This is a genomic window from Nocardia sp. NPDC058658, from assembly GCF_042716665.1.
Taxonomy (GTDB): Bacteria; Actinomycetota; Actinomycetes; order Mycobacteriales; family Mycobacteriaceae; genus Nocardia.
In genome coordinates this window covers 846,108-868,639 of sequence record NZ_JBHXRR010000001.1, presented here as the reverse complement: position 1 = coordinate 868,639, position 22,532 = coordinate 846,108, and the positions used below count along the sequence as shown (strand labels likewise).

The following is a 22,532-nucleotide window of genomic DNA, read 5'->3' as shown; positions in this document are numbered from 1 at the left end:
CAACTGGGGGACCGAGGGCATCGGCTTCAGCAACACCGATGTGTCGATCACCTTCTCCCGCATGCCGATCGGCGACGAGATGGGTCTCGAAGCGGAAACCCACCTCAGCGACGACGGGATCGCCGCGGGTGCCGCGGTGCTCTACGACGAGCAGGGCGCCTTCGGCATCTGCACCACCACCGCTCTGGCCAACGAGCGCAGACAGATCCGCGGCGATGCGATCGACGAGCTGTCGGAGTCGTTCGCGGTCACACAGCCGCGAGTCCGGTGAACGCCATCGCGACGGTCGCCCCGCACAGGACCGCGCCGACCATCGTGGTGGTCAGTAGATAGCCCAAGGCGATCGAGCGGGCCACCGGGAGCAGCGACAGCACCAGCGCAGGCGTCAACAGCGCGGCCAGCGTCAAAGCCCAGCTGAGCCAATACGATGTCGCGATCGGCTCGATCCGCGCGAACGAGATCGTCTGCGGAACCGGCACCTTCCAGGCGTTCTGCACCGCGAATGTCGCGGGCACCAACACGAAGACGGCGACGAACAACCCCGCCGACACACCCCACCCCGACCGCCACCGATACGGCACCATCACCGACACCTTCCCAGCCACGTCACAACCACCGCACCCATGCTGCCTCGAGCAGCACGCGCGCGCCGGGTAGGTGAGCGCCGCGTGTCCGCCTCCCGGGCACCGGGCGAACGAGCGAGGCGGGCGGGTACCGGCCATCCACGCCGCGCGCGCATCGTGCCTGCGAGGGCATCGAGCCTAGGTATGGCCGCACGCGAACATGCTGTGCCGGACGGTGATTCGGCTTTCGATCAGGCGGAGATCAGTGTCACGATCAGCTCGTCGGCGATCGACTCCGCCTTCACCATGCCTGTGCCCAGGTACAGCGTTGCCGCGCGCGGGCGGCCGTCGGCCAGCGGCACCACCGAAACCGCATCGACCCGACGGCCCGCGAGGTCGTCGTAGGGCGCCTCGTCGGTGACATCGAACGCGGTGTATTTGCCCGAATTGGCGACGTATTCGATATTGACCGGGTCCACCAGCGGCTCGAACGGATCACGCCACGGCGACCCGCCGATGCGCAGTTCCGCACCGTCGACGCCGGCGTCGAAGAGCAGCGTCGACCCGTCGTGGAAAGTGAATTCGATCGGGCCCTCGGTGCGGTCGATCTCGTCGCCCAGGACATAGAACATCCGGCGGACGGCGACGATGGTCCCGTCGACCGCGGCATTGAGCGCGGTGCGGCCGTGCTCATCGGTGTCGGACATAGGTTTTCCTCTGCAGCGGTCGATGCCGGGCGGAGTGGATATCATCTCGCCGCGCGTGCACCGCACGCAACTCGGGCCCGGCGTGTTCGCGCCGCATCACCGCGCTCGTAGAGTGGATTCATGGACATCGCGGCGGTGAAACGCGCGGCCGAGCTGCTGAGCGGGCGCGCCACCGTGGTGATCTCCGGTGCGGGACTGAGCACCGACAGCGGCATTCCCGATTACCGCAGCCCCGACGCGCCGCCGCGCACGCCGATGACCTATCAGCAGTTCGTCGGCGACCCGATATTCCGGCAACGGTATTGGGCACGCAACCACATCGGCTGGCGACGCATGGACGCCGCCCGCCCCAACCCCGGTCACCGTGCGGTCGCACGACTCGAACGGGCAGGTGTGGTGTCGGGCGTGATCACCCAGAATGTGGACCTGCTGCACACGAAAGCGGGCGCGCGCCGGGTGATCGATCTGCACGGAACTTACGCGCGCGTGCGTTGTCTGAGTTGTGCGAAACTCATCTCCCGAATGACTCTCGCCGAACACCTCGAAGCCGCCAATCCTGGTTTCGCGGAAAATCTTTCGATGATGCCGACCGGAATCGAAGTGGCGCCGGACGCGGACGCGGTGGTCACCGATACCGACCGATTCCGGATGGTCGACTGCCTGTCCTGTGGCGGAATGCTCAAACCCGACATCGTGTATTTCGGTGAGAATGTGCCCTCTGACCGGGTCGAAGCCGCATTCGAGCTGGTCGACGAGGCGCAGGCGATACTGGTGGCCGGTTCCTCGCTGACAGTGATGTCGGGTCTGCGATTTGTGCGCAGAGCCGCGAAAATCGGTGTGCCAGTGGTCATTGTGAATCGCGGACGCACCCGCGGCGACGAACTCGCCACCCTTCGCATCGATGCGGGCTGTTCGGAAACTCTGCGCGCACTCGCCGCTGAATTCCCGTCCGCCGAACCGGGGGTTCCGGATGGCGCGCCCTATCGATTATCGGTGAAATGAACGGTAACTTGATCCCTCGGTGACGGCGGCGAATCCGACGTAGGTAAGCTCGGCCCACCAGTGCATGAAGAGTTCGACCCGCGGCGCAAAGTTTTCCTCGCAGCGGGGTTGTCGGCCCTCGTGTGGGCCGAATGATCGACACCCACTCGCCAGCCGATCAGAACCAGGGCATTTCGTGACCGATACCGTCGTTGCCGAATCACGCCTCACGCACCGCCAGACACTCACCATCCTGTCGGGCCTGCTACTAGGGGTGTTCCTCGCCGCGCTCGACCAGAATATCGTCAGCGTCGCGATCGTGCGGATCGCGAACAGTCTCGACGGGTTCGACGAACAGGCATGGGCGACAACGGCATACCTGATCACCGCCACCGTCACCACCCCGCTCTACGGCAAACTCGCCGACATCTACGGTCGCAAACCGTTCTACCTACTGGCGATCGCCCTGTTCGTCCTCGGCTCGGCGGCCTGCTGCTTCGCGACCACCATGTACCAGCTCGCCGGGTGCCGCGCCTTCCAGGGTCTGGGCGCGGGCGGGTTGATGTCGCTGGCGTTCACCATCGTCGGCGACATCGTGCCCGCGCGCGAACGGGTCCGCTACCAGGGCTATTTCCTCATGGTGTTCGGCATCGCGACGGTGCTCGGCCCGGTGGTCGGCGGCTTCCTGTCCGAATACGAGAACCTCGGCGGCATCGAAGGCTGGCGCTGGGTGTTCCTGGTGAACGTGCCGGTCGGAATCCTGGCGTTCCTCGTGGTCGCGAAAGTGCTGAACGTGCGGCACACGCGACAACGCAGCCGGATCGACTGGCTCGGCGCGATCGCGCTGATCGTGGGTGTGGTGCCGCTGCTGATCGTCGCCGAACAGGGACGCATCTGGGGGTGGACCGCGCCGAAATCGCTGCTCTGCTACGGCATCTGCGCCGGCGGTCTGCTGCTGTTCGTGGTGGTCGAATTCCTGATGAAGGACTCGGCGCTGATCCCGTTGCGGCTGTTCCGCAGTTCCACCTTCAGTCTCGCGATCCTCGGCGGGTTCCTCGTCGGCGTGGCGATGTTCGGCGCGATCATGTTGGTACCACAGTATCTGCAGGTCGTGCGCGGTTTCTCGCCGACAGAGGCGGGGCTGCTGATGCTGCCGCTCGTCCTCGGGATCATGGTCGGCGCGCAGATCTCCGGGCTGATCACCAAAGCCACCGGACACTACAAAGTGCTGCCGGTGCTCGGCGCGTTGATCCTGGCGATCGGGTGCGCGCTGTTCGCCCGGATCACCTACGACGGCCCGCTGTGGCAGCCGCTCGCCTACAGCGCGATCATGGGCTTCGGGCTCGGCGGCTGCATGCAGACGCTGATCATCGCCGCGCAGAACGCGGTCGGGCGCACCGAGATGGGGGTGTCGACGGCGGCGGCGACGTTCTTCCGTCAGCTCGGCGGCACACTCGGTGTCGCGGTGTTCCTCACGGTCCTGTTCGACCGGCTGCCCGGTTCGATCCTGCGAGCCTTCGGCGGCACCCTGCCCGCCGGTTTCGACGAGGCGCGCCTCGACGGCCTGCTGCGCGACACCAGCGGCATCGCCACCCTGCCCGACGAGTTGCGGATCCCGATCCTCGAGGGCTTCACCAACTCCATGCACACCGTGTTCCTGCTCGCCGCCGACCTCGCCATCGTGGCCTGCCTGGTGCTCGTGTTCATGAAAGAGATTCCGCTGCAGGAAGATCCGGTTCCCGAGGAACCGGCCGATGCCACCCTGCTGCGCGATGTGAGCCTGCACGACGCGCACGAGATGGCCGGAAAATTGCACCCCGCCGCGACCGGCCGGGTGATCGCGGGACTGCTGCGCCGCGACGACGACCGCCCGGTCCCCGCCGCCACCCTCACGTTGATCGACCAACACGGACACCAGGTGGCTCGTGGCAACGGCGACGCCGATGGCGCGTACGCGATCGAGGCCCCGCGACCGGGCAACTACGTGCTCATCGCCGCCGCGGCCGGTCACCAGCCCGAGGCGGTGAGCGTGTCGATCGGCGAACGCGCCCAGCACGTCGACCTGATGCTCACCGGAGCGGGCGAACTCACCGGCGTGGTGCGATCCGCGCGGCGCGGCGAACCGCTCTGGGGTGCCACGGTCACCCTGACCGACCCCGAGGGTGAGGTCGTCGGCGCCGCGATCACCGGCGAAGACGGCACCTACGTGTGCCGCGATGTCGTCAGCGGCACCTACACCCTGGTCGCGGTCGCCGACCACATGCGCCCCTCAGCGGTCGCGCTGACGGTCCCGGAAACGGGCTCGCTGATCCGCGACATCGACCTCGAACCGATGGCCATCCTGCTCGGCTCGGCCTGGGTCGACGGCGACCGCCCCGTCGCCGACATACAGATCACCGTCCTGGATTCGGGCGGCGACGCGGCGGCCACCGCCCGCACCGACGAGCAGGGCAAGTACCTGGTGCCGGACCTGCCGGAAGGCGAGTACACGGTGGTCGCCCGCGGCTACCCGCCTGTCGCGAGTCAGGTGTCGGTGACGCGCGGCGAGATCACCCACGATGTGACGCTGGGGTACGAGAACGAGGAGTCGATGAACCGCCGATAAGCGGGTCGAGGTCGATCCGGTCGGTCGGCAGGTCTGCGCCGGTGATTCAGGCGGATTCGGCGACCGGCTCGGCGCGGTAGGACTCGGCCAGCTCGGCCAAGGGGATCGAGAGGGCTTCGGCGAGGCCGACGACGGTGCCGAAGGCAGGTGAGGGCATTCGTCCTGATTCGATCTTGCGGAGGGTTTCGGGGGAGATGCCGGCGTGGCGGGCCACCTCGGCGAGGTCGCGGTCGCCGCGGGCCGTGCGCAGGCGGCGGCCGAGGCGGCGGCCTGCTTCGACCTGTGCGGGGCTGAGCGGGAGACGGACCATGGGACCGATGGTATGTCGTGGCGAACCCGTTGGCCAAGGTGGCGTGCATCGAGCTGAGGAGGGATCTCCGTTTTCGCCTCGCGTAGGTGGTGGCGGGTGGTAGGTGTCAGGGGAGGACATCGCGGTTCGAAAGGTATGGGCATGACACGACGGTTCGAAGGCAAGGTCGTTTTCGTCACGGGGGCGGCGCGCGGGCAGGGCAGGGCGGAGGCGGTGCGGTTCGCCGAGGAAGGCGCCGACGTGATCGCGATCGACGCGTGCGCGAAGTTCGCCAGCACGAGCTACGCGGGCGCGACGGAGGCGGAATTGGCCGAGACCGTGAAGCTCGTCGAGGCGACGGGCGCCAGGATCGTCGCGAGCAAGGTCGACGTGCGCGATTTCGAGGCGCTGTCGGCGGCCCTGGCGGCGGGGATCGACGAGCTCGGCAGGCTCGATGTGGTGGTGGCCAACGCGGGGATCTGTTCGGCGGCCATGTCGTGGGAGATCACCGCCGAGCAGTGGCAGGAAACCATCGACGTCAACCTCACGGGTGTGTTCCACACCGCGAAAGCCGCTGTGCCGCACCTGATCGCGCAGGGACAGGGCGGTGCGATGGTGTTCACCAGTTCGGTGGCCGGCATCAAGGGTCTGCCGTTCACCGGGCACTACGTCGCGACCAAGCACGCGGTCACCGGCCTGGCCAAAACGATGGCGAACGAGCTCGGCGCGCACCGGATCCGGGTGAACACCATCCACCCGGCGGGCGTGGAGACCGGCATGCAGGTGGCCGAGATGATGCCGTTGTTCGAGGAGTACGGGACCACCCTGGCGCCCATCTTCATGAACGCACTGCCCAGCTACATCTGTCAGCCGGAGGAGATCGCGGCGACGGTGGCGTGGCTGTGCTCGGACGAGGCCGGCCAGATCACCGGCGCGCAGATCCCCGTGGACATGGGCAACCTGAACCGCTGAACTTGGTATTTTTATACCGGCGCGGCTAGTGTCGGTATAAAAATACCAAGTGGAGGCGTGATGGTGGAATTGAAGTCACCCGCGGAGATCGAACGCATGCGGGTGACCGGCCGGTTCGTCGCCGATGTGCTGGCCGGGGTGCGGGACCGGGCGGCCGTCGGGGTGAACCTCCTTGACCTGGAAGCGTATGTGCGGGAACGGATTCGCGAACGCGGGGCGGTGTCGTGCTATTGGGACTACTCGCCGTCGTTCGGGCGCGGTCCGTTCCGCAATACGGTATGCCTGGCAGTGAACGATGCTGTGCTGCACGGGCTTCCGTACGACTACGAGCTGCGGGACGGGGACCTGCTGACGGCTGATCTGGCAGTGTCGATCGACGGCTGGGTCGCCGACTCGGCCATCTCGTTCATCGTCGGCACCCCCGCGCCCGCCGACGAGCGGCTCATCCGGGCCACCGAAGAAGCACTCGCTGCCGGGATCGCCGCCGCGCAACCGGACAACCGCATCGGTGACATCTCCGCCGCGATCGCGAATGTCGCACGCGGATACGGATATCCGGTCAACACCGAGTTCGGTGGGCACGGGCTCGGCCGGACCATGCACGAGGACCCGCACATCGCCAACGACGGCCGCGCCGGTCGCGGCTTCCGGTTGCGGCCCGGCCTCGCCGTGGCGATCGAACCCTGGTTCGCCGCGACCACCGCCAAGGTCTTCACCGACCCCGACGGCTGGACGATCCGATCCGCCGACGGCTCCCGCTGCGCACACAGTGAGCACACGATCGCGATCACCGCCGACGGGCCGAGCATCCTCACCGCGCGAGACTGATCGGTACTTTCCCTGGCTTGCGAATTCTGTGTTGCTACAAGCCGATTCGTATTCCGCCGATCTCGGGTAATGCAACATAGCCATGCCGCATCATGGGAGGTACGGGCTGATCTCGGGGTAGGTCGGATCAGCAAGTCGGAGGGAAAACCCATGATGTTCAAGCAGTTGCTGGCTGCCTGCGTGCTCACCGTCGCGGCGACCGGTATCACCGCCGCCACCGCGGGCGGGGCACCGCTCAGCGGACCGTCGGTGGCCGGTGTCGACGGCGCCGTGGCCTACACGGCGGCGGTCGCGCCCGATGGTTCGGAGGCGTCCGTGGAACTCACCGCGGGCACATTCGAGCTCACACCCGACGCGGGTGTCGCCGTGCTGGCACCCAACGGTCAGCGTGTCGGCTTCATCCCGACCACGGTGCAGACGGTCGCCGGTCCGGCCATCAATGTGGTCCCACAGCTCGACGCCGCGGCCACCACGCTCACTCTCACCCCCGTCGGCGCCCCGATCGCGAATCCCGCGGCGCTGCAAAACATCGACCAGACCGGCAACATCGTCGCCGGCATCGCCATCGGCTGTGTGGTGGGCGCCCTGATCGGGCTGATCTTCCTGTTCGTCAGCGCAGTCCCCGGTTGTGTCATCGGGGCGGTGATCGGCGGCATCATCGGCTCGAACCAGTAGGGTGAACCGTTGTGGTGGGCGCTGAAAAGTGGCCCACCACAACGGAATTACTGCAGCCGGTGGGTCGCGGGGAGGCGGCTTCCGGCTCTTGTGTTATCGGCGATCGATGAACGCTTTGTCGATCAAGACCGGAACGGTGGTGCTCGCATCGAGTTCGGTCGCGATGGCCACGTCATCGGCGAATCCGATCGCGGCGAGCTCACGGCCGGAAGCGCACTCGGTGATCAGCGCACGCACATCGGGCTTTCCATCGAACGCGGTTGCCGCCGTGCGTGCCTCGGGGGAAGGTGTATCGATCCCGCGCTCGATCAGCGCGGCCGCCAGCGCCCCTGCGCCCAGCCAGTCCTCGAGCGCTGGACGCACGGTATCGGTGCCCGGCCAGTGCTCACCCGCCGGGATGATCGCGATCGGCAGATCGGGCGTTCCCCAGCCCTGAGCGACGAGCCAGTCGGCGACCGCGCTGACATTGCGCAAACACGCCGCGACAACCGGTGTCCCCTCGACCGCGGCCGCGATGGTGGAACCGTTCGGGGAGGGCAGCACCAGACGTTCGGTGAACGGCGCGCGGCGAATCGCCGCCGGCGACAACGACCACGGACCGACCTCCCGTCGTCCGACGGCCAGTTCGGCGGCATTCGCCGCGGCGAACACCCGCGCCGAGTCATCCCGCCACCGATACGGAAACACCGCGGTCCCCGCTTCGACCGCCACCGCCACCGACGTCGTGAACGACAACACATCGATCACCACCACACACGCAGCCTCGGGCCCGAGTACCTCCGCGCCGATCCGCCCCCACTCCACCCGAACCCCGAACCCGTCCTGCCACGCCCACTGCGTTCGCGATCGCACCTTGACCTCCCGATAGCCGAATCCGCCAGTCCACCACGGAGATCGACGCCATGCCAGCTTTCGGCTCCGCACGCGCGAAAGGCGTGCCGCGGCCGCACGCCGCTATCGTTCACTGGTGACCAGCACCTCCGACCGACCGCTGCTGTTCCTCGACGTCGATGGACCGCTCATTCCGTTCGGCGGGTCACCCGAGCAGTACCCCCATGGCTACCCAGCTCGTCAGCGTCTCGATCCGGCGCAGATCGCCACGAACCCGTTGCTGGTCCGCCTCGACCCCACGCACGGTGCGCGCCTGTCCGACCTGCCGTGCGATCTGGTGTGGGCGACGACGTGGCGGTCCGAGGCCAATGCCACGGTGTCCCCACTCATCGGTCTGCCCGATCTGCCCGTGGTGGACTGGCCCGATCTCGATGACACCGGTCCGCTCGACCGACTGCACTGGAAAACCCGTCACCTCACCGCATTCGCCGCACACCGTCCGTTCGTCTGGGTCGACGATGAGATCACCTCCCACGACCGCACCTGGGTGCGGGCCCATCACCGGGCACCCACTCTGCTGCACCGCGTCGACCCCCACCACGGCCTGACCGACGCCGATTTCGCCCTCCTCGCCGATTGGCTGGGCAAGCTCGAGGCGGCACGCATGCACCGTGGCACGTCGTCCGGCGGCTGAACTCGAGCTGTGCATGTGGGAGCGGCCGATCGGTCAACCGGATGAAACGGCTCTGTCCCGCAGGGCTGTTCGACCTGTTCGTGGTGTTGCGCTGGCGTCAGAAGCCTCGGTCGAGAAGTTGCTGCTCTTCGGTGGCGGTCAGGCCCGCTTTGCGGGGGCGGCCGAGACCGCGACGGCGCTCGTCGGCCAAGGTTGCGTGGACGGTGTCGGCCAGGGGGCGAGGTGTCAATCCAGCAGCGAGGGCGGGGGCAGGATCATGGGTGACGAGCCCGTGTTCCTCAGTGGGTAGCCACAGCGGGAGGGACTTCGGGCCTGCCCAGGGGGTGACTCCTGATTCGGTGAGGGTTTCGGGGGCGATCGGGATCGGTTCGAGGTCGGTGGTTCCGACGAGTTGTGCGGTTTCCTGCAAGAGGGATCCGAGGTCGGTTATCGGGCCGACGGCGTCGTAAGTGCCGGTCAGGCCTGTTTCAGCGGCGGTGATGATCCAGGCGGCGAGGTCGCGGACATCGATGTGCTGGATGGGTTGGTGCGGGGTGTCCGGGATGATGGCGCGGCCACCTCGGGCGAACCGGGCTGCCCAGTAGCCGAATCGGTCCGATGGGTCGGCAGGGCCGGTGATCAGGCCGGGGCGGACGACGAAGGATCGCTGCTCGCCCACCCGTTCGCGGACCGACTTCTCGCTGGCTACCTTGATGCTGCCGTAGCGTTCTGCGGTGAGTTCGGTGAGATCGTTCGCAGGCTCCCAGATCGGTTCGCGCAGTGGGGCTTCGATGGTCTGGCCCACTGTCGCAGAATCGGCGTAAGCGCTGATGCTGGATACGAATGTCCAGTGCTGCGCTCGGTCGGCCAGCACGTCCAGCGCGTCGACAACCCACCGCGACGCCGCACGCGCCACGTCGATCACCGCGTCGAATTGATCGTCTGCCAGAACTTCGAGAGCACCGTGATGTTCACGGTCGACGCAGAGGAGCCGCACACCCTCGGGCACCTGCCCGGATCGACCGCGCGCAACGCAGGTCACCTCGTGGCCTCGCGCTACCGCGTCACGAGCGATCTGCGCGGACAAGAACAGGGTGCCGCCGAGCACGAGAACCCGCATGGGCCTCACTCTTCCACCATTCGTTCAGCGGGTTGGGTGGGTTCGCCACCGGCGAAAGCGATCTCGATAGCGGATGTTCGACGATGCAGGTCAGAAGCCGTGGAATTCGGCTTCCTTGATCGGAGGGTCGGTCACCGGGGTTCCTGAAAGCTCAGCGGAGGAAGGAGGGGGTGAGATCCAGTGAAGGTGGGGCGTAGAAGCCACCGTGGCCGTCGGATTCGAGGTTCTCCAAGCACCCAGGTCGGCGGCCAATACGTCCGCCTGCCAGCCGTCGGCACAAGATGGCGCCGCGGCCTGGGCGGTTCCCGCAGGGCTGAGTCCGAGGGTTGCGGCAACCGTGATTGCTGTTGCCAGACAACGGGTTAGCCGCCGGCGGGTGGTGCTTTCGTGGAGTCGACCTCGCATGACCGGAGCCTACTGGGATACCGCCGGTTCAGTCGGTTGTGGTGAGCCAAGCCGAGAGCAGATCGGAGGAGCCGGTGATGATCGCCGTGCGTTCCTCGGAAGTCAGTTCGACACTGTCGAATTCGGATTTCCAGTGGGCGAGCCGGTCGGCGTCCTCGGTGGCGATGGCGAGTTCGGCGAGGGCGGCGTAGGCGCGGGCCCGGTCGAGTGTGGTCGCGGTGGCGCCGAAGCGGTGCAGGCCTGCTTCCACGGCACGGGTCGCGGCGCGGTTGTCGTTCTTGAAATCGCGCAGGATGCGGGCGTTGTCGAGGACGCGGGCCAAACCTTCCAGCTCGCGAGAACCGCCGTAGTCCAGTTCCATCGGCTCGTCGCGCTGGATCACCAGGACGGTGTTGCCGACCGGGTCGACGAGGGAAAAACGGGACTGGCCGGGACGGAATCGGGTGATTCGCGGACAGCCCTTGCTCGGGATCTTGCCGTAATGGGCGCGCAGGGCGGCGGTGTATTCGGCATGGCGCGTGGCGACATCGTCGACCATCAGCAGGGACGCGGCACGTTCCACCGGCAGCTCGATGCCCGGCGGGGCGGGGGTGAAATGCAGCGCGCAGCCATTTTGCTCGATCGCCGCGTAGACGTATGGACGGGTCTGCTCGTGGGTGACGGTGTAGCCGAGCGCCCGATAGAACTCGAGGGTGCTGGGCAGGTCGCCGCTCCACAGCAGGGGCACCGTGGTATCGGTCATCGTTGGGCCTTTCGCCGAGAAGTCGATTCGCGTCCGAGGTTACGAACAGTTCCGCGCGAGCGCCCATACTTTCTTGCCACGCACGAGGAACGCACCGGGCCCGCGCCGATTAGGCTGCGGGCATGACCAACCGTCTCGGCGAACTGGCGACCGCGAACTTCGTACTCCTCACCACCTTCCGCAAGGACGGCACTCCCGTGGGCACGCCCGTCTGGGCGGTGGCCCGCGAGGACAAGCTGCTGGTCTGGACGGTCACCGACAGCTGGAAGGTCAAGCGCATCCGGCGCAACCCCGAGGTGACTCTGCAACCGTGCAATGCGCGCGGAGATGCACACGGTGCCGTGGTGCAGGGCACCGCACGCCTGCTCGACGCCGCCGAAACCGAGCAGGTGCGGTCGGCGCTGCGCCGGAAATACTGGCTGACCGGCCCGCTGGTGATCCTCGCCAGCAATCTGCGCCGCGGCAAGGCGGGCACGATCGGCATCGAGATCACGCCCGCCTGATTTGCGTCGATCGGATATGTAGAACCGCCGGTATCGGATACTGTGAGTCTTCGGTAACACTTCCGAAGGGACTCACATGGCCGTGAAACGCAACCGGGCCGTCGTCGTCGCGGGCGCGCGGACTCCGTTCGTGCGCGCGTTCACCGATTTCACCCGCCTCGACAGCATCGCCCTGGCCGGTGCGGCCGTCCGCGGGCTGATCGAGCGGACCGGAATCGCGCCCGGCGAGATCCAGTCGATCGTTTGGGGCGGGGTGGTTCTGCCCAGTCACGCGCCGAACATCGCGCGCGAGATCGCCCTCGACCTGAACCTGGACTTCGGTTGCGAGGGTTACACGGTCACTCGTGCGTGCGCCTCGGGTCTGCAGGCGGTGACCTCAGCGGCCGCGGCGATCGAGCGCGGCGAGTACGACATCATGATCGCCGGCGGCAGCGATTCCACCAGCAATGCCGAGATCAAGCTGCCGCAGAAGGTCGTGCACGCGGTCGCGCCGGTGGCGCTGGGCAAGCCGAAGGCGATGGACTACCTCGATGTGGTCCGCCAGCTCGCGCCGTTCACCGACATCCTGCCGCGCCAGCCCAAGATCTCCGAGCGCACGACCGGTGAGGTGATGGGCGAGTCCGCGGAGAAGATGGCGCGCATCAACGGCATCTCGCGCGCCGATCAAGACGCTTTCGCTGCCCGCTCGCATCAGCGGGCCGCGGCGGCGATCGCCTCGGGGCGTTTCGATGACGAGGTCGTGCCGATCACCACGCCGTCGGGCACGCTGATCGAGACCGACGGACTCGTTCGCGCGAACACCAGCATCGAGAAGCTCGCCGCCCTGAAGCCGGTTTTCGAGAAGAACGGCACGGTCACGGCAGGCAATGCCAGTCCGCTCACCGACGGCGCGTCGGCGGTTCTGCTGATGAGCGAGGAGAAGGCGCGCGCCCTCGGGTTCACCCCGCAGGCCGCGTTCCGGTCCTGGAGTTTCGTCAGCGTCGATCCCGCCGACCAGGTCCTCATCGGACCGGCGATCTCGATGCCCCGCGCCCTCGACAAGGCGGGCATGACCCTGGCCGATATCGACCTGGTCGACATCCACGAAGCCTTCGCGGCCCAGACCCTTTCGGTGCTGAAGATGCTCGAGAGCGCCGAATGGGCCAAGACTCGCCTCGACCGCGACGAGGCCGTCGGATCGGTCGACATCGACAAACTGAACGTCCACGGCGGCTCGATCTCGCTGGGCCACCCCTTCGGCGCGACCGGTGCCCGCATGGTCACCACCATGGCCAATGAACTGGCGCGCACCGGGAAAGAGGCTGCGCTGCTGGGGATCTGCGCGGCAGGCGGGATCGGCGCGTCGGCGGTGCTCGAACGAATCTGAGTCGGTCAGTCGGGCGCACCGGGGCGGGGACGGTGCGCCCGAATGTCCATGTAGCGGCTCAGCGCGGCGGCTGCGTCGAGCATGGCGAGTCCCTGGGAGGTGAGTTTTGCCTGCCAGTTGTCGAGCGCGCTTGCGAGGGCTTCGGTGCTGCCCGCCGCGCGGATCTGGGCGATGACGGTGGCGATGTGGGTGCGGGGGTAGTGGCCTCGGCGCAGGATGTGGGCCAGTTCGGCGTCGCGGAGGTCGGTGGCGTCGTAGTGGCGGTAGCCGGTGGCGGGGTCGCGGGTGGGGGTGAGGATGCCCGCTGTTTCCCAGGCTCGCAGGGTGGCGGGGGTGACCCGGAGGTGGTGGGCGAGTTCGCCGACGGTTCTGGTTTCCGCTGAAAGCGTTGGGGAAGAGCCTGGTTCGGCGATGAGGTGGTCGACGGCTCGGCGGACCGACGTGAGGGTTTCGCGGTCGCGCAGGAGTTGGCTGTGACTGCGGTCGATGGTCGTGAGGGCCTTGTCGAGGTCGTCGGAGTGCAGGGCACGCATGATGTGGCCCGCGGTGGCGTGGCCGTAGGCGGTGATCAGGGTGAGGTAGGTGCGCAACGCGGTGGCGTGCAGTTCGGTGTAGATCCGGTAGCCGGTGGGGGTTCGCTCGGCCGGGGGCAGGCAGCCGTCGTGTTCGTAGTTGCGGACTGCCTGGGTCGAGATCGCGTGCTCGCGGGCCAGGTCGGATGGTCTCAGGGTTCTCACTGGTTTGAGACTTTACGATATGTTCGGCGAACAGCTCCAGGTCAAGTCTCCATCGTTCTTTCAACGATACGATTGATACACATGAGTCAGAAAATCAGCGACTTCGTCCCTTCATCCTGCGAGCTGCTCGCGCTCGGGGAACCGACCCACAAAGAACCCGGCTTCGCGGCGGTCCGCAATGAACTGTTCGTCGAGTTGGTGGCGCGAGGATTCCGGTCGGTCGCGCTCGAAACGGACCGGGTTGCCGCGCTCGCCGTGGACGAGTTCGTCCGGGGCGGCGACGGTGCCCTCGACGACGTGATGCGGAAAGGCTTCTCGCACGATTTCGGCGAACTCACCGGCAACCGTGAGCTGGTCGCGTGGCTGCGCGATCACAACGCGGGTCGACCGGCCGACGATCAGGTCGGCTTCTACGGATTCGACGCCGCGATGGAAACGATGAGCGCGCCCAGCCCGCGTACCTACCTCGAATTCGCCCGCGACTACCTGGAACTCGACTTCGACATCGCAGGCCCGGCAGGCGATGACGAGCGTTGGAGCCGCAGCGAAGCGGTCTTGGACGCGAAGGTCTCGCCCGGTGCCAGTGTCGAGGCCGAGCAGTTGCGGGTGATGGCCGACGACATGCTCACCCTGCTCTACACCCGCGCGCCGGAACGGGTCGCGGCCACCTCGCTCGACGAATGGCGAAGGGCGATAATCCATCTCACCGCCGGTATCGGCCTGCTCCGCTATCACCGGCAGGCGGCCGCGCCGACCGAGGACGGTGTGCGCTGGAACAGCCTGGCCGCCTCCCGCGACGCGCTCATGGCCCAGAACCTCCTCGACATCCGGTCGATCGAAGCGCGTCGTGGACCCACCCTGGTGTACTCGCACAACCTGCACCTGCGGCGCAACACCAGCATCATGCAGATGGGGCCGATGGAGCTCGTCTGGTCCGGGGCGGGGGCGATCGTCGGATCGCTACTGGGGCCGCACTATTCGGTCGTTCTGGGCAGTTTGGGGCGCAGCGACGGCCTCGAACTCGGCGAACCCGCACCGGGCACCTTCGAACACACGCTGCAGAACCGCATCGACACGTGGGGTTTGATCCCGGCGGCAGAACTCGAATCCTGTGACGCCCGCACCGATGCCACGCAGGAGCAGGGATATTTTCCCCTCGACGCGGACACCGTGAACGCCACGGACACGATCCTGCATCTCAGCGTGGGTCGGGCGCCGACCGCGGTCAGCTAGCCGCGACCAGTTCCTCCAGGTAGGTGGCGACACCGTCCTCGTCGTTGGTCGGGAGCACCCGGTCGGCGAGTGCGATGACCTCGAGGACCGCGTTGGCAGGCACCAGCGCGGTCCCCGCCCACGTCAGCATGGCGACATCGTTGAGCGCGTCACCGGCGGCCGCGACCTCCGACAGGTCTATCCCGTCGCGTGCGCACAACCGTTCCAGGGCACTGGCTTTCGACACACCTTCGGCCGCCATCTCCAGGAACGCCGCGCCCGAATGTGTCAACTCCACGCCGACGATCCCGATCGCCACCGCCGTTCGGTACAACTGCGCGCTGGGTAACTCGGGATGTCGGGCGACGATCTTCACCATCGGTTCGAGTTCTGTCGGAAGGTTGTCGGCCAGCTCCATGTCGTGCGGATACCACTGGTGATCGCCGAACCGGCACAGGGCGGCATAGGCGGGCTCGGCGACGATCCGCGTCGTACTGATATTGGCGAACACGACACCGGGAATCAGCTCGCGCAGCTGCCCCATCACCGCTCTCGCCCTACCGGGAGCGATCGGGACCATGTCGATGATCTCGGGTGTGTCGGCGGCGAGGTCGAGCAGCACAGCACCGTTGGCGCATACCGCTTTGCCGCGGAAACCACACGTTCGCGCCAACTCCTGTACCGAATGACGGCCGCGCGCGGTCGCCCAAACGACTTCGATGCCCGCTGCCTGCGCCCTCGCGATCGCCTCGGCGGTGCGTGCCGAAACGGTGTGATCAGAACGCAGCAGTGTGCCGTCGAGGTCTGTCGCGAACATTCGGATAGTGGGCACCGGCTAGGTCGCCTGGCTGACCGAGGACATGTGGAAGTCGGGGATGCGCAGTGGCGGCATGGCGGTGCGGGTGAACCAGTCTTTCCATTCGCGGGGGAGGGTGATCTCGGTGGCGCCTGCTTCGGAGACGCGGCGCAGGAGATCGAGGGGGCTTTCGTTGAAGCGGAAGTTGTTGACCGCGCCGGTTACCTGACCGTCTTCGACCAGGTAGACGCCGTCGCGGGTCAGGCCGGTGAGGAGCAGGGTGGCGGGGTCGACCTCGCGGATGTACCAGAGGCAGGTGAGGAGCAGGCCGCGTTCGGTGCGGGCGATCATGTCGTCGAGGGTCGCGTCGCCGCCGCCGGTGAGAAGCAGGTTCTCGCCGGGAATGGTTGCGGGGGCACTGAATTCGGCGGCAGTGGCGCGTGGGTAGACCAGGGATTCGATGACACCGTCGCCGATCCAGTCGACGCGTTGTGCGGACAGACCGTTGTCGAACACCGACAGCGATTCCGACGAGGACGGCGTCGCCACGAACGGCCGGTATTCGAGGCCGCTCGCGTTCGGATCGGAGTACAGGGTGAGCGGAATGTCGCTGAGCCGCTCACCGATTCGGGTGCCACCGGCGCGGGAGAACGCGGTGTGGCCTTCGTGGGCGCCGCGGCCCTCCATGCTCCACGCCAGGTAGATCATCAGATCGGCGACCGAAGACGGGGGCAGCAGGGTTTCGTAGCGGCCCGCGGGCAGGTCGATTCGTCGCTTGGACCAGTCCAGGCGACGGGACAGTTCGGCGAGCAGACCAGGGGTATCGACATCGGTGAAATCGGCGGTGCCGACGCCCACCCAGGCGCTCGCCAGATCCTTGCCCTCGCCCCGCTTGCCGTTGATCTCCACCGAACCGGTCGGCTGACTGAACCGCCGCCGGATGCCGGTCGAGGTGCCGAGCCAGGTGGTGTGCACCTGGTGGTGGGCGAAACCGTAGAGGCGGTCGGTGCCGTCGAAACCGGTCGACAGGTCATGCGCCAATCCGGCGAAGACTTCGATCTCGGTGGCGCCGGGCGCCTGATCCCAGGTGGCGGTGTCGTCGTCGGTGGGTTCGAGTAGCGGCATCGCGTCGCGCGCGGGAGCGGCCGTGCGGGCGGCTCCCTCGCTGGCACGCACCACGGCCTCGATCTCAGCGGGATCGACACTGGTGGAGCTGATCGAGCCGACCCGCGCGACGTTCGGGCCCTCGCGGAACACCGAGATCACCACCCAATCCCGCGATACCGACGAACCATTGGTGGTCATCGAATTGCCGGCCCATCGCAGCGACGCCTCGTGCGCGTCGGTGACGATCACGATCGCCTCGTCGGCTTTCGACGCCGCCAGCGCACGCTCGACCACCGCGCCCGCCGGGAACAGACCCTCGTTCACTGACCGCCCTCCGTCCGGGTATTGAGAATGTTGACCCCGCGTACCAGCACCGACGGACAGCCGTGACTCACCGCCGCCACCTGACCGGGCTGGGCTTTACCGCAGTTGAACGCACCACCGAGCTGCCAGGTGCTCGGCCCGCCGACCGCTTCCATGGACCCCCAGAAATCGGTGGTCGTGGCCTGGTAGGCGACGTCACGGAGTTGGCCGTCGAGTTCGCCGTTGCGGATGCGGAAGAAGCGCTGACCGGTGAACTGGAAGTTGTAGCGCTGCATGTCGATCGACCAGCTCTTGTCGCCGACGATGTAGATGCCGTCCTCGACCCGGGAGATGAGCTCCGCGGTGGTGGTGTCACGCGACGGATCCGGCTGTAGCGACACATTCGCCATCCGCTGGATCGGAACATGGTGTGGCGAATCGGCGTACGAGCATCCGTTGGAACGGTCGAGTCCGAGGCGCGGGGCGAACACGCGGTCGAGTTGGTAGCCGACCAGGATGCCGTCGCGAACGAGGTCCCACTGCTGGCCGGCGACGCCTTCGTCGTCGTAGCCGACGGTGCTCAGGCCGTTGACCTGTGTGCGGTCACCGGTGACATGCATGATCGGCGTGCCGTACTGCAGCGTGCCGAGCTGATCGGGAGTGGCGAACGAGGTGCCCGCGTAAGCGGATTCGTAGCCGATCGCCCGGTCGTATTCGGTGGCGTGACCGATGGATTCGTGGATCGTGAGCCACAGGTTCGTCGGGTCGATCACCAGATCGGTGGGCCCGGCGACAACGCTGGGCGCCTTCACCTTCTCGGCCAGCCAGCCCGGAATCTGCGCGAGTTCGCCTGTCCAGTCCCAGGTTCCGTCGGCGCCGGTGACGTACTCCCAGCCACGGCCAGCCGGCGCGGCGAGCGTGCGCATCGTCTCGAAGACACCCGACGCGGAATCGACGGTGACCGCTTCCAGTTGGGGGTGCAGGCGCACGCGCTGCTGGGTGATCGACGAACCGGCAGTGTCGGCGTAGAAGGTCTGCTCCTTGACCTGCAGGACCGAGGCGGTGACATGGTCGACACCGTCGGCCGAGGACAGCCGCTCCGAATAGTCCTGCAGCACAGCCACTTTGTCGGCGGTCGCCACCGTGAACGGGTCCAGCTCATACGCCGAGACCCACGAGACATCGTCATAGCGTGGCTCGTCGGCCAGCTCGACGCGTTCCCGGTTCAGCGACCGCAACGCCCGCGCCACGTTCACCGCCCGGCGCGCCACCTCGGCGGCGGTCGCGGGCGTGAGCGCGGCGTGCGAGGCGAAACCCCAGGTGCCGTCGATGATCACACGCACCGCCAGCCCCAGCTCGGTCGCGTCGGTGACCGCTTCGACGCGCCCGTCGCGCAACCTGATCGACTGCGTCACCAGACGTTGCACGCGCAGATCGGCGTGCTCGGCGCCTGCCGCGCGGGCCGCCGACAACGCGGCCTCGGCCAGTGCGCCGAGCCCGAGCGCGCGGAACTCCTCGTCCACATCTCTGGAAGTCGTGGTACTCACCGGACCCACGCTAACCGGTGCCACCGACACATGTGCGCCGGAGCCGGTTGCGGCGCGCGAAAAGCCGGTTGCGGCAGTCGTTACCGTGACGCGCGGACCCCGCTCCTCCCGCGAGCGATGCCGGAAATGCCGTAGGGTGCCCGCCGTGCCGCCATCTGCCTTGCGCGATCGAAAAAGGGAACGAACCCGTCGTGCGATCCTTCTGGCCGCCGTCGAATTGTTCGAGGCCAGAGGCTATGAGGAAACGACCGTCGCCGACATCGCCGCCGTTGCCGAGGTCGGAACTCGAACCTTCTTCAACTACTTCGCGAGCAAAGAAGAACTGCTCTTCCCCGAACCCGACGAACGGGTGCGCGCGGCCGTCGCCGCGATCGCCACGCGTCGCCCCGGCGAGCGACCGGTGGAGGTGTTGCTGCGGGCCCTGCGCGCCGCGGGCGACGACCCCGGCGAACACCTCGTCGACGATGTGGGCTCGCGGGTGGCGGCGCTGCGGGCACGGGTTTCGCGGACGGTTCCCTCGGTGAGCGGCCGTGCCGCGCACGCGCAACTGGTCGCGCAGCGCGAGATCGCGCACCAACTGCACATCGCGTTCCCCCACGAACTCGACGAGGTCGGCGCCGCGGCGCTGGTGGGTGCGGTCGTCGGCGCGGTGTCGGGCGCGTTGACGGTGCTGTTCCAGCAACCCCAGCACGGCATCGACGACGGGGAACGCCTGCATCGCAAGATCCACGAGACCACCTCGCGGGTCCTGCAGCCCTGGCTCGCCGCCTCCGCACCACCGGAACCGGTGCACTAGCCGAACTGCTGCCAGCCCAACCGGATCACCATCACCACCACGACCACCAGCAAAACGATCCGGACGAACCCGGCGCCCCTGGCCAGTGCCATCCGGGAACCGACCAGGGCGCCGAGCACATTCGCCACCGCCATGCCCGCGCCGAGGCCCCACAGGACGTGTCCGGTCACGGCGAGGAACAGCAGCCCACCCAGGTTCGACCCGCAGTTGATCACCTTCGCCATCGCCGCCGCCCGCACGAACTCGGTGCCGAGCAGGGTCGCGAAGGTGATGATCAGGAAGGTGCCGGTGCCCGGCCCGAGCAGTCCGTCGTAGAAGCCGACCAGGCCGGCGGCGAGGGCCACCACCAGGATCACCTTGCGGCGCGTCGGCGGATGGGTGGCCATGGTCAGGCCGACCGACGGGCGCAGCGTCACGAAGACCGCCACCGCGACGAGCACCACCATGACCAGGGGGATGAACAGCTCGCGGTCGATCAGCGAGACCGCCGCCGCTCCGCACGCGGAGGTGATCGCCGCGATCACCGCGCCGGGCAGCAGCACCTTCCACTGCATCGGCACCTTGCGCGCGAAGGTCGCCACCGCGGTCGATGTGCCCGCCAGGGAGGTGAGCTTGTTGGTGCCGAGGGCGGTCTGCGGCGTGATGCCGGGCACGACCAGCAACAGCGTCGGCAGGATGATCAGCCCGCCACCGCCGACCACGGCATCGACCCAACCCGCTGCCGCCGCTGCCGCCAACAGGACCGCCCAGTCTCCGATTTGCACCCGTCCAGGCAATCAAGATCACGACCGGAAAGCCAGCCGGGCTACGCGTACCTCCGCCTTCGCTCCGGCCGTGCGCGGCTGAGGAACGCTGCGCGTCCGCGCACATTAGGCTGGCCCCGTGCGCCGGTTCAGCCTGTGGCTACGCGGACGACCCATCGTCGCCGATTCGATTCTCGCGGCAATGCTGCTGTTCCTCGATGCCCTCGGAGTGGGCGACGAACGCAACAAGGTCGTCTATCTGATCTTCTCGGTGATTCTGCCGTTGCCGCTGATCCTGCGCCGGGTGTATCCCCGAGCGGTGGCGGCGGTGCTGGTGGTGCTGTCGCAGATCAACACCCTGTTCGGCTACCTGACCGATGATCACGCCACCGACCACGTCGCGCTGATCGGGCTCGGGGTGATGCTCTACACGCTCGTCGCCTACGTGGGGCGGCGCGAGGGGCTGATCCTGCTGGCCTTCCTCGTGCTCGATCTGGTGGCGTCGGTTGTGCTGCTCGACGAGCCCAAGGGCGGCGATCTGGCGATGGTCGCGCTCATCTACGCGCTGTGCTGGACCCTGGCCGAGTTCAACGGGGCCCGGCACGCCTACGACTCCGAGGTCGCGGCGCGCCTGGCGGTCGCCGATTACGACAAGGAACGGCGCGCGCACGACGCGGTCGCCGCCGAACGCACCCGGATCGCCCGCGAACTCCACGACGTGGTCGCGCACGCGGTGAGCGTGATCATCGTCCAGGCCGACGGCGCCAAATACGCCCTGCGTCAGGACCCGGAAACCGCCGAACGCGCGCTTGCCACCATCGCGGGGACCGGCCGTGACGCCCTGCGCGAACTGCGCCGCACCGTCGCCCTGCTGCGCACCGAGCACGCACCGGAAATGCTGCCCCAGCACGGGAGCGCGGGGATCGCGAAGCTGGCGCAGATGATGCGCGAAGCGGGGCTGGCCGTCGACCTCGAGCTGACCGGTGAACTCGACGACATCGCCCCCGAGGTGAGTCTCGGCGTGCACCGCATCGTGCAGGAATCGCTCACCAACACCCTGCGGCACGCCGGCGCGGAGCCGAAGGCGGTGGTGCGGGTGCACCGGCGCGAGGAGGACATTCTTGTCGAAGTCACCGACAGCGGCGGCGTACCGGCCCAGGTGAGCGCGGGTGCTGAGATCCCCGGCACCGGGATGGGCCTGGTCGGGATGCGCGAACGGGTCGCGGTGCTCGGTGGCACGCTGCACGCGGGCAGGCTCGACGACGGTCGCTGGCAGGTGCGCGCGGACCTCCCGCTGCGCATGGAGACGGACTGATCCGCCCACTATGGTGGGGCAATGCCGATCAGCGTGCTCGTGGTGGACGATCAAGAACTCATGCGGATGGGCCTGAAGATGGTGCTCGGCGCGCACCCCGACATCGACGTGATCGGCGAAGCGGGCAACGGTGACGAGGCCGTGCGGCGGGCCAGCGAACTTCGCCCCGATGTGGTGCTGATGGATGTGCGGATGCCGGTCGTCGACGGGGTGACCGCCACCGCGCGAATCGTCGCCGCGGGGGAGGGCGTGCGGGTGCTCGTGATGACCACCTTCGACCTCGACGAACACGCCCTCGGTGCCCTACGCGCGGGCGCCAGCGGATTCCTGCTCAAGGACACTCCGCCGGAGGACCTGATTTCGGCGATCCGCAGCGTCGCCGCCGGGGACGCGGTGGTCTCACCCAAGGTCACCAAGCGGCTGCTCGACCGCCTCGTCGCCGAGGACCCGACCAGTCTGCGCGACCCGAAAATCCTCGACGTCCTCACCGCCCGCGAACGCGAAGTCCTGGAACAGATCGCGATCGGTCGCTCCAACGCCGAGATCGCCGCCGCCCTGTTCCTGTCGGAGGCGACCGTGAAAACGCACGTCGGCCGGGTGCTCACCAAACTCGGCCTGCGCGACCGGGTGCAGGCGGTGGTCCTTGCCTACGAAACCGGGTTGGTGCGGCCGGGTGCCTGAACCCGCCTGCCCGGCCGGGAGAAAAATCGGGCGCT

The 22,532-nt window shown here is 67.6% G+C and carries 24 protein-coding genes; 13 read left to right on the top strand and 11 right to left on the bottom strand.

Going from position 1 to position 22,532, the window contains the following annotated elements:
* The first annotated feature begins 40 nt into the window (after positions 1-40).
* Positions 41-271 (top strand): hypothetical protein, encoded by a 231-nt coding sequence (locus tag ACFWUP_RS04015; protein ID WP_379230477.1) that lies wholly within the window; start codon positions 41-43, stop codon positions 269-271.
* On the opposite strand, the gene ACFWUP_RS04010 is transcribed toward ACFWUP_RS04015, so the two are convergent.
* Positions 249-605: a hypothetical protein gene (locus tag ACFWUP_RS04010; RefSeq protein ID WP_379230476.1), complete on the bottom strand. Its 357-nt coding sequence runs from the start codon at positions 603-605 to the stop codon at positions 249-251. The genes ACFWUP_RS04015 and ACFWUP_RS04010 overlap by 23 nt on opposite strands.
* 209 nt (positions 606-814) lie before the next feature.
* Entirely contained in the window at positions 815-1,270 is a 456-nt protein-coding gene (locus tag ACFWUP_RS04005) for a hypothetical protein (RefSeq protein ID WP_379230474.1), read from the bottom strand.
* A gap of 120 nt (positions 1,271-1,390) precedes the next feature.
* Here ACFWUP_RS04005 and ACFWUP_RS04000 point away from each other — a divergent pair, with 120 nt between their 5' ends.
* The gene (locus tag ACFWUP_RS04000) at positions 1,391-2,272 is read left to right on the top strand and encodes a Sir2 family NAD-dependent protein deacetylase (RefSeq protein WP_379230472.1); all 882 of its coding nucleotides are present in this window, start codon (positions 1,391-1,393) and stop codon (positions 2,270-2,272) included.
* A gap of 175 nt (positions 2,273-2,447) precedes the next feature.
* The gene (locus tag ACFWUP_RS03995; protein ID WP_379230471.1) at positions 2,448-4,856 is read left to right on the top strand and encodes an MFS transporter; all 2,409 of its coding nucleotides are present in this window, start codon (positions 2,448-2,450) and stop codon (positions 4,854-4,856) included.
* 46 nt (positions 4,857-4,902) lie between these two features.
* Here the strand turns inward: ACFWUP_RS03995 and ACFWUP_RS03990 are convergent, their stop codons facing one another.
* Positions 4,903-5,166: a helix-turn-helix domain-containing protein gene (locus ACFWUP_RS03990; RefSeq protein ID WP_379230469.1), complete on the bottom strand. Its 264-nt coding sequence runs from the start codon at positions 5,164-5,166 to the stop codon at positions 4,903-4,905.
* A 135-nt stretch (positions 5,167-5,301) separates the two neighbouring features.
* Here ACFWUP_RS03990 and ACFWUP_RS03985 point away from each other — a divergent pair, with 135 nt between their 5' ends.
* The 3 genes from ACFWUP_RS03985 to ACFWUP_RS03975 all read left to right on the top strand — a co-directional run bounded on the left by ACFWUP_RS03985 (position 5,302) and on the right by ACFWUP_RS03975 (position 7,620).
* Entirely contained in the window at positions 5,302-6,117 is an 816-nt protein-coding gene (locus ACFWUP_RS03985) for a mycofactocin-coupled SDR family oxidoreductase (RefSeq protein ID WP_379230467.1), read from the top strand.
* Positions 6,118-6,177: 60 nt separating this feature from the next.
* On the top strand, positions 6,178-6,945 hold the full coding sequence (map, locus tag ACFWUP_RS03980; protein ID WP_379230465.1) for a type I methionyl aminopeptidase: 768 nt from the start codon (positions 6,178-6,180) through the stop codon (positions 6,943-6,945).
* Between the two features lie 150 nt (positions 6,946-7,095).
* The gene (locus tag ACFWUP_RS03975; protein ID WP_379230464.1) at positions 7,096-7,620 is read left to right on the top strand and encodes a hypothetical protein; all 525 of its coding nucleotides are present in this window, start codon (positions 7,096-7,098) and stop codon (positions 7,618-7,620) included.
* 93 nt (positions 7,621-7,713) lie between these two features.
* Here ACFWUP_RS03975 and ACFWUP_RS03970 read toward each other — a convergent pair whose 3' ends face one another.
* Entirely contained in the window at positions 7,714-8,472 is a 759-nt protein-coding gene (locus ACFWUP_RS03970; protein WP_379230462.1) for a 2-phosphosulfolactate phosphatase, read from the bottom strand.
* 115 nt (positions 8,473-8,587) lie between these two features.
* Between ACFWUP_RS03970 and ACFWUP_RS03965 the strand changes: the two genes are divergently transcribed.
* Entirely contained in the window at positions 8,588-9,145 is a 558-nt protein-coding gene (locus ACFWUP_RS03965; protein ID WP_379230460.1) for an HAD domain-containing protein, read from the top strand.
* A 97-nt stretch (positions 9,146-9,242) separates the two neighbouring features.
* On the opposite strand, the gene ACFWUP_RS03960 is transcribed toward ACFWUP_RS03965, so the two are convergent.
* Together ACFWUP_RS03960 and ACFWUP_RS03955 are read right to left on the bottom strand one after the other, a co-directional pair.
* The gene (locus ACFWUP_RS03960) at positions 9,243-10,244 is read right to left on the bottom strand and encodes an NAD-dependent epimerase/dehydratase family protein (RefSeq protein ID WP_379230458.1); all 1,002 of its coding nucleotides are present in this window, start codon (positions 10,242-10,244) and stop codon (positions 9,243-9,245) included.
* A gap of 433 nt (positions 10,245-10,677) precedes the next feature.
* Complete coding sequence (locus tag ACFWUP_RS03955; protein WP_379230456.1) at positions 10,678-11,391, bottom strand: glyoxalase; 714 nt, start codon at positions 11,389-11,391, stop codon at positions 10,678-10,680.
* Between the two features lie 122 nt (positions 11,392-11,513).
* Here ACFWUP_RS03955 and ACFWUP_RS03950 point away from each other — a divergent pair, with 122 nt between their 5' ends.
* Together ACFWUP_RS03950 and ACFWUP_RS03945 are read left to right on the top strand one after the other, a co-directional pair.
* A complete protein-coding gene (locus ACFWUP_RS03950) occupies positions 11,514-11,894 on the top strand; it encodes a PPOX class F420-dependent oxidoreductase (protein WP_379230454.1) in 381 nt (126 codons plus the stop codon).
* 76 nt (positions 11,895-11,970) lie between these two features.
* The gene (locus ACFWUP_RS03945; protein WP_379230452.1) at positions 11,971-13,260 is read left to right on the top strand and encodes an acetyl-CoA C-acyltransferase; all 1,290 of its coding nucleotides are present in this window, start codon (positions 11,971-11,973) and stop codon (positions 13,258-13,260) included.
* 5 nt (positions 13,261-13,265) lie between these two features.
* Here the strand turns inward: ACFWUP_RS03945 and ACFWUP_RS03940 are convergent, their stop codons facing one another.
* The gene (locus ACFWUP_RS03940; RefSeq protein ID WP_379230450.1) at positions 13,266-13,997 is read right to left on the bottom strand and encodes a MerR family DNA-binding transcriptional regulator; all 732 of its coding nucleotides are present in this window, start codon (positions 13,995-13,997) and stop codon (positions 13,266-13,268) included.
* Between the two features lie 81 nt (positions 13,998-14,078).
* On the opposite strand from ACFWUP_RS03940, the gene ACFWUP_RS03935 reads away from it, so the two are divergent.
* Positions 14,079-15,230, top strand: a complete 1,152-nt coding sequence (locus tag ACFWUP_RS03935) for an erythromycin esterase family protein (RefSeq protein ID WP_379230448.1) — start codon at positions 14,079-14,081, stop codon at positions 15,228-15,230.
* Here the strand turns inward: ACFWUP_RS03935 and ACFWUP_RS03930 are convergent.
* Genes ACFWUP_RS03930 through ACFWUP_RS03920 form a run of 3 tightly spaced genes read right to left on the bottom strand, consistent with a single transcriptional unit; the run spans position 15,223 to position 18,962 of the window.
* Positions 15,223-16,026 (bottom strand): HAD family hydrolase, encoded by an 804-nt coding sequence (locus ACFWUP_RS03930; protein WP_379230447.1) that lies wholly within the window; start codon positions 16,024-16,026, stop codon positions 15,223-15,225. The two genes, ACFWUP_RS03935 and ACFWUP_RS03930, sit on opposite strands and share 8 nt — an antisense overlap.
* Positions 16,027-16,044: 18 nt before the next feature.
* On the bottom strand, positions 16,045-17,424 hold the full coding sequence (locus ACFWUP_RS03925; protein WP_379230956.1) for a metallopeptidase TldD-related protein: 1,380 nt from the start codon (positions 17,422-17,424) through the stop codon (positions 16,045-16,047).
* A gap of 8 nt (positions 17,425-17,432) precedes the next feature.
* The gene (locus ACFWUP_RS03920; RefSeq protein ID WP_379230445.1) at positions 17,433-18,962 is read right to left on the bottom strand and encodes a TldD/PmbA family protein; all 1,530 of its coding nucleotides are present in this window, start codon (positions 18,960-18,962) and stop codon (positions 17,433-17,435) included.
* A gap of 145 nt (positions 18,963-19,107) precedes the next feature.
* Between ACFWUP_RS03920 and ACFWUP_RS03915 the strand changes: the two genes are divergently transcribed.
* Positions 19,108-19,758: a TetR/AcrR family transcriptional regulator gene (locus tag ACFWUP_RS03915; RefSeq protein ID WP_379230443.1), complete on the top strand. Its 651-nt coding sequence runs from the start codon at positions 19,108-19,110 to the stop codon at positions 19,756-19,758.
* Here ACFWUP_RS03915 and ACFWUP_RS03910 read toward each other — a convergent pair.
* The gene (locus ACFWUP_RS03910; protein WP_379230441.1) at positions 19,755-20,522 is read right to left on the bottom strand and encodes a TSUP family transporter; all 768 of its coding nucleotides are present in this window, start codon (positions 20,520-20,522) and stop codon (positions 19,755-19,757) included. The genes ACFWUP_RS03915 and ACFWUP_RS03910 overlap by 4 nt on opposite strands.
* A gap of 118 nt (positions 20,523-20,640) precedes the next feature.
* On the opposite strand from ACFWUP_RS03910, the gene ACFWUP_RS03905 reads away from it, so the two are divergent.
* Positions 20,641-21,816 carry a sensor histidine kinase gene (locus ACFWUP_RS03905; RefSeq protein ID WP_379230439.1) on the top strand — a complete coding sequence of 392 codons (1,176 nt, stop codon included), beginning with the start codon at positions 20,641-20,643 and terminating at the stop codon, positions 21,814-21,816.
* A 21-nt stretch (positions 21,817-21,837) separates the two neighbouring features.
* Entirely contained in the window at positions 21,838-22,497 is a 660-nt protein-coding gene (locus ACFWUP_RS03900; RefSeq protein WP_379230437.1) for a response regulator, read from the top strand.
* Positions 22,498-22,532 lie beyond the last annotated feature (35 nt).

Coding starts and splice junctions, on each gene's coding strand:
- ACFWUP_RS04005 (WP_379230474.1), bottom strand. CDS start 1,270: ATGTCCGACACCGATGAGCACGGCCGCACCGCGCTCAATGCCGCGGTC.
- ACFWUP_RS04000 (WP_379230472.1), top strand. CDS start 1,391: ATGGACATCGCGGCGGTGAAACGCGCGGCCGAGCTGCTGAGCGGGCGC.
- ACFWUP_RS03990 (WP_379230469.1), bottom strand. CDS start 5,166: ATGGTCCGTCTCCCGCTCAGCCCCGCACAGGTCGAAGCAGGCCGCCGC.
- ACFWUP_RS03985 (WP_379230467.1), top strand. CDS start 5,302: ATGGGCATGACACGACGGTTCGAAGGCAAGGTCGTTTTCGTCACGGGG.
- map (WP_379230465.1), top strand. CDS start 6,178: ATGGTGGAATTGAAGTCACCCGCGGAGATCGAACGCATGCGGGTGACC.
- ACFWUP_RS03975 (WP_379230464.1), top strand. CDS start 7,096: ATGATGTTCAAGCAGTTGCTGGCTGCCTGCGTGCTCACCGTCGCGGCG.
- ACFWUP_RS03960 (WP_379230458.1), bottom strand. CDS start 10,244: ATGCGGGTTCTCGTGCTCGGCGGCACCCTGTTCTTGTCCGCGCAGATC.
- ACFWUP_RS03955 (WP_379230456.1), bottom strand. CDS start 11,391: ATGACCGATACCACGGTGCCCCTGCTGTGGAGCGGCGACCTGCCCAGC.
- ACFWUP_RS03950 (WP_379230454.1), top strand. CDS start 11,514: ATGACCAACCGTCTCGGCGAACTGGCGACCGCGAACTTCGTACTCCTC.
- ACFWUP_RS03945 (WP_379230452.1), top strand. CDS start 11,971: ATGGCCGTGAAACGCAACCGGGCCGTCGTCGTCGCGGGCGCGCGGACT.
- ACFWUP_RS03935 (WP_379230448.1), top strand. CDS start 14,079: ATGAGTCAGAAAATCAGCGACTTCGTCCCTTCATCCTGCGAGCTGCTC.
- ACFWUP_RS03930 (WP_379230447.1), bottom strand. CDS start 16,026: ATGTTCGCGACAGACCTCGACGGCACACTGCTGCGTTCTGATCACACC.
- ACFWUP_RS03900 (WP_379230437.1), top strand. CDS start 21,838: ATGCCGATCAGCGTGCTCGTGGTGGACGATCAAGAACTCATGCGGATG.